The 5553-nt window shown below is 58.1% G+C and carries 2 protein-coding genes; one reads left to right on the top strand and one right to left on the bottom strand.

The features are described from left to right. The first annotated feature begins 135 nt into the window (after positions 1-135). Positions 136-1560: a group II intron reverse transcriptase/maturase gene (gene ltrA / locus ACZ53N_RS36150; protein WP_469144968.1), complete on the top strand. Its 1425-nt coding sequence runs from the start codon at positions 136-138 to the stop codon at positions 1558-1560. A gap of 244 nt (positions 1561-1804) precedes the next feature. Here ltrA and ACZ53N_RS36145 read toward each other — a convergent pair whose 3' ends face one another. After that, positions 1805-3919 (bottom strand): hypothetical protein, encoded by a 2115-nt coding sequence (locus ACZ53N_RS36145; RefSeq protein ID WP_469144967.1) that lies wholly within the window; start codon positions 3917-3919, stop codon positions 1805-1807. Positions 3920-5553: the final 1634 nt, after the last annotated feature.

The raw sequence follows: 5553 nt of genomic DNA, 5'->3' as shown, positions 1-5553 counted from the left end.
GAGCTTCGTTGTGTTCGTGACGGCCACCTGGAGAAGCATCACACAGCAGCGACCAGCAGCGTCACATGATCACCTGGACTTCGAATCAGCCCTGCACAAGGACGGGTCCTTCCTGCGCTGCCGGTCAAGCAGGCGGTGATCCCTAAGAAGAACGGCAAAGTCCGTTATTTGGGAATTCCCACCCTGCGAGATCGCGTGGCGCAGATGGCGCTCAAGCTGCAGCAAAAGTTCCGCGATCTGTTCAATCTCGTCTATGACCTGGGCACTCTTCGGGTGGCCTGGCAGCGGGTGCGAGCCAATCGCGGATCGCGTAGTGCCGGGGCGGATGGGGTGACCTGTTCCTACATCGAGGAGAACGTCGGTGTGGAGCCCTTCTTGCGGGATATCCGATCCCGGTTGAAGGATGGTACCTATCGGCCCATCCCGGTGAGGGAAGGGGCGATTCCGAAGAAGGGCAGCAAGAAGGTCCGTCGTCTAGGAATTCCGTCCGTGACTGACCGGGTGGTACAGATGGCGCTCAAGCTCGTCTTGGAGCCGATTTTCGAGCCGGACCAGTACCGGTCGAGCCATGCCTACCGGCCGGGACGCCGGGCGCAGGACGCGGTAGCCGAGATTGTGCATTACATCAACAACGGCTACACGTGGGCGGTCGAGGGCGACATTGCAGGCTGCTTCGACAACATCAGGCATGACGTTGTCGTCGAACGCATCCGCCGTCGCATCAGCGACCGCCACACGGTGAATCCGTGCAAGGAGTTCCTCAAGGCAGGCGTGCTTACCGAGCTGGGGCGGGCCGAGCGGCGCCTGACAGGCACGCCGCAGGGAGGAGTCATCTCTCCGCTGTTCGCGAACTTCGCGCTGACCGCGCTGGACGAACCCTTCGAGGAGTTCTGGGCGGCCACATCGAAGTATCGCCGACAGCGCAACTATCTGCGCTCCAAGGTGCTCGCCACCTATCGCCTCATCCGCTACTCGGATGATTTCGTGATCATGGTGCACGGGAACCAGGCGCAGGCAGAAGAACTGCGGACCAAGACCGCTCAACTTCTGGAGAGTCAGGGGCTGACGCTCTCGGTGGAAAAGACGCACATCACCCACGTGGACGTGGGTTTTGACTTCCTCGGCTTTCGTATCCAGCGAAGGCCGAGGGAAGGGAAGACCCCGTGCGCTTACACCTTCCTGTCCAAGACCAATCTCAACGCGGTCAAGCAGAAGGTGAAGGCGCTGAACCGACGCAACCGACTCAACCTTTCCCTGGTGGAGGTCTTGATGACCATCAACCCGATCCTTCGGGGCGTGGTCAACTACTTCCAGCACGCCGCGGTGAAACGGACCCTTCACTACCTCGCCTACTACACGTGGTGGCGGGTAATGCGGTGGCTCCGGGCCAAGCATCCCAAGGCAAACTGGAAGTGGTTCAAGGACCGTTACTGGGGCAAGGACAAGATTACGGCTGCGGGCGGGGTTCTCTTCCGCCCCGATTCGGTGCCGGTGACTCGTTACCGCTACCGAGGGGCGAGGATTCCCACGCCGTGGAACGCGGAGATGCTGAACGGATAGCAACGCTCATCCGCATGCCTGCGGAGAGCCCGGTGCAGGGACAACTTGCACGCCGGGTTCGGAGGGCGGGGCGGAGAAACGGGCTGGTTCGAAAGACCGGTACCGTGCTCCGCTCCGACCCTACTCTACCCGTCCAGTTACGGGTATCGTCCTGGACGTCGGGCCCAGGACGCCATCGCCGAGATCCACCACTTCACATGCAGGCTGTCCGGCATTGAGGTTAGGCGTTGTAAGCCTGGCAGTATCATTCAATTTGGTAACTGTACGCAAAGAAGGAGGGATCACTCTTCGCCCTATTGCTCAGCCTGTCGGCTTTGCTGGGGTCGCTGTAGTCGATAAATTTATCTGGAGTAATAATGTCCGTCAGAACCGGAGAGAATGAGTTATTCGCACAGATCTGCGGGGCTGTGTTGCCGGGGCCGGTTACGACGAAGCTGCCCAAACCAACGAACAGGTCGTAGCACACATTCTGGGTAGCAGTGTTAGACGTACTAGGCCACTCGGAACCCTGCAGCTTGATCTGGAGTGTAAATTCCTCATACGCGATCCCGGGAGGCGTGCCTTGAACGCTAGTTTTCTTAAATTCCCATCCAGATGGGGGCATCCATTTACCATTACGGGACCTACTGGCGGAGGCGGAGTCAGCATAGGGAAAAGGTCGACCGTACATAAGCGTCTGTTTCCCGTCTTTACGCTGAAAGAGGCGGATATTAACCTCTTTATCGCCCAAGGCGTAGCCTTCTACAGGGTAATGCTGCGTATGACCGAACGTCGACGTCGAAGTTGGAAAATAGATGCCTTTAATTGTGATAATTCCATTGAGGGGGGGGAAACTTGGTGCGACTGTCCGTAGCTTCAAAGGAGTATTGCAAGCGACATCGATTTGTTGCCTCTGATGTAGTGCGGCCTTCTGCTGCGTCTCATATTTTGCAATATTTAGCTTTAAGTTGCCTACGCGCTGCAGCTCAACATCGCGAAATTTTTCCAGCCTGAGCTCCTGCCCTACCCAGGTCGGCTTAAACATATCCCACAGTAAATCAACTACGCCAACAAGAAAGCCGGCCAAGGCTGCAATTGGAATACCCACACCCGTGGCGGCAATCGCGGCGATAGCGGTACCGAGAGCAACTACCTTGATTCCCACTTTAATATAATCTTGTTCCTTCACGCCTTGATAGATGCCGATGGCGCTTATGGCGGCATCGAAACCCGCAGCAGATTTCCCTACCACCGCAGAGCCAGTCTGCGAACCTGCCAGCCCGAATCCCCTACTGGCCAGGCTCATAACAGGGGCACCCAGGCCTAAGTAGGCTTCTGCATAGTCTAACGGTTCCGACGAAGGGTCCTTGTGTGTCTCAATGATATTATTGATGGCGAGTCCAGCTGCGGTGCCCTGTAGAGCTACCCCCAGCCCCCTGTTTAGTTTCAATTCTTTCTTGAGTGTCTCTCTCGCCCCTGGGCTGAGTTTTGCATAAAGTTCCGTATCCTTCTGCAGGACCTCATCAATAACCGCTTCTAGCGCATCTGCGCCTTTTGACTTCGGATCAACCCATTTAATCTCTGCTAAATCTGATGTTTTTCCAGGCTGGCTCTGTAAGTGCGCCTCTTCCAGAATTCCGCGAGACTTTGCCTTCTTGAATACTTCTTCCTCGATGGACTTGAGATCCTCGTTAGTCATGCCGTAAGGAAGTAGATTACAGTTACTCCCAGACGGAAACATGCTCTGCATTTTCAGGAATTTAACCGTCCAGTCAAATACAGCTTTTCTCTTATCGCGATTCCAGTATTCCCCCTCCCGTCCAGGCGGGAGCTGCATATCCTTTACGCTATCCGCGCTAGCTACCCGCTTGTTGATATCCCCATCGAGTTCGAACTTATTTGCAATACTCTCAAGGAATGGGGTTAACTTGGTCCCGAAAAGAGTATAGGAGAGATCGACGTTACCTGTTCGGCAATTGCTCCCATTCACTTGGCATCTCAGCTTCGGCGCGCTGATTTTTTTGCCAGCGAAGGTAAAATTGTCCAGCGGCTTAGAGTGAGGAGTTTCCGAGGTGGCCTTCCAGACCGATGAGATTTGAGGATCGGTCCAAAACTGATTGAAGAGGTGGAGTGAGTGGATAAGCATGGTCTGCTGCGTGTCCGGAAAACCCGGGAATTCTTTGCTTTCAGGCCTCTCGTCATTGGTTTTCAGGAAATAATTCTGCTGGAGTGTGTTATTCGGCCCTCGGACGGCATTGGCGGGTGCCGGAACGGAAATGTGAGTGCCGGCTAGCAGGACGGAGATGATAATCGAAAGTTTAATAAAGTACGGTAAAATTTGATGATCCTTGGCCGGCGTGCTTGTGAGTTTGAGGTGCATATATGAATTCCCGAGAAAGTGGCTGCTTTTCTTATTGATCCGAAACATTTGAGGGCGGTCTCAACTGGTAGGTGCAAAAGTTGCTGCGAGTTTATTAGCGGGGCTTTCGTAGCGGGTGTTCTGCGGGGGCGGGTGTTGAGTCGCAGGGCTATGGCATCGAGCCCTTCCTGCGTGCAAGGGGAGAGGCTGCTTGCTTTGGGGAAGTTCTACCGAAGGAGGTCATTGGTATTCTCGTTCGAGTCGCGCTGTCAAGGGCTCTTCGGGGCGCAGAAGCAGACCTGGATGTCGGCGGCGGCGGTGAATCTCTAGTGGTGGACGATTTTGGTGCCGCGGTCCCGGGTGAGGGACTTCATCAACTCACCCGGCAGAGCGCGTACATCGGTCAGAGCGCTGACGGCGTTTGCGGTGTCCGGGGCCTGGCCGGTCCGTGGCTGGGGGGTGCGGGCACTTTGACGGGCATCACGCAGCGGGAACGGCGCTCGACGAGGGTGGCTATGCGGCTGTTCTCCGCCCCGGTGATCAGGCCGACTTCCCCGTGTCCGGCGCCCGGTCTTCTGCTTCTTCGGGGCGTTCACGGATGGACACGGCATCACAGACCTACCCGCGCTGCTATCCTGCGGTTGTGGCCGGGTTTGGACCGGCGCGTGGTACGGCGTCGGCAGAAATGCCCGGTGAGTTCCTTCTTTAGGGCACCACGAGCCTGGATGAACAGTGCGCAATAGATCGTTTCACGCGACACGTACAAGCGTTCCTGGCGTCCGTAGCGGCGGGCAAGCCCCCCGGATATCCGCTGCGGGGACTACTCGAGTGCGAGCCTGGCCGCGGCCGTCTCCCGCGGCAGAGGATTACGCTGCAGCAGGCGGGACTTGGGCCGCCGGGTGTTCTCCCACGCCTGTTAAGAGCCCGGAGCCACGCCACGATGACGCCAGATGAAGCACACGAGCCAAGAGATTTTTTTAGGTGGCGGACCTGCTGACCGGGCTGGGGCCCCCAGGCATGATCGCCCTATTGGTCTGAAACGCTTGTGGTTCTGGGTTGTTGGGCTGGGTGTGAGCAGTCTGGGTGGATGCGCGGCGGGGGCGTGAGGACGTTGCGTCGGTGCTCGGGGTGTCGCTGGAAGCCGTGGACAACTGGTGGGCGAAGTGGCAGGCCGGAGGCCAGGACGCGCGGCTCGCACGGTCGCGTGGCCGTCCGGTAGGGGGGCATCAGCTGTTGGGCGAGAGCAGGCAGGCCGCGGTGCGGGGCAGGCGGTACTCGAGTACCGGCCGTGCGACGTGGGCCTGGCCGACCAGCTGTGGGCACGGCGCCTGATGTGGCGGCCTGATCATGAAGCTGCACCGGGTGCGGCTGACCGAACCGGGGGCCCGGGGATCAGCAGGTGTCTGAAGCGATGGGGGGCTTTCCTTTCAGCGTCCCGACGGAGCCGTGGAACAGGACCCCGAAGCAGTCCGGTGAGCGAGCCAAGAATGATCTTCCGGTAGAGCCTTCACGGCCCCCGGCTGGGGCAGCCGAAGAGCTTCGCCTGGAGTGACTACCGGGACCTAGACGAGTCATTCCGAATGCTGACGGTGTGTCCGGGAACGCAGACAGGGCGTCCAAGATCGTTGTGTGACGAACAACCTGGACGCCCTGCT

The organism is Streptomyces sp. NPDC033229 (assembly GCF_055576875.1).
This window is presented reverse-complemented; position numbering and strand designations above follow the sequence as displayed.

Bases quoted from the DNA above. Each gene is read 5' to 3' on its own strand.
- ACZ53N_RS36145 (WP_469144967.1), bottom strand. From the start codon at position 3,919: ATGCACCTCAAACTCACAAGCACGCCGGCCAAGGATCATCAAATTTTA.